This is a genomic window from Deinococcus alpinitundrae (assembly GCF_009982895.1).
Taxonomy (GTDB): Bacteria; Deinococcota; Deinococci; order Deinococcales; family Deinococcaceae; genus Deinococcus; species Deinococcus alpinitundrae.
Map to the genome: position 1 here is coordinate 1 of NZ_WXZL01000212.1, position 278 is coordinate 278.

Here is a 278-nt window from a genome sequence, read left to right on the forward strand (position 1 = left end):
TTTAACATTCACAATTATTCGTTAGCGGATTCAATTAAACCATAGCGACCGTCGTGACGCCGATAAACAATATCAACCGATCCTGTATCAGCGTCTTCGTAAATAAAGAAGTTATGGCCTAACATGTCCATCTGCAAGATTGCTTCTTCAGCCCCCATCGGCTTCAAGGATACTTGCTTAGTCCGCACAATATCAAATTCACTGGCCTCTTCTTCGTCTTCACGTGCGTCTTCTTGTGGGATTTCAACTCCCTTATAACCCGTTTCCCGTGATTTACG

The 278-nt window shown here is 43.5% G+C and carries 1 protein-coding gene; it reads right to left on the minus strand.

Going from position 1 to position 278, the window contains the following annotated elements; translation table 11 throughout:
• Positions 1–14: 14 nt before the first annotated feature.
• On the minus strand, positions 15–278 hold a 264-nt coding region (locus tag GUI70_RS25600), incomplete at its 5' end, for a sigma 54 modulation/S30EA ribosomal C-terminal domain-containing protein (RefSeq protein ID WP_237725146.1).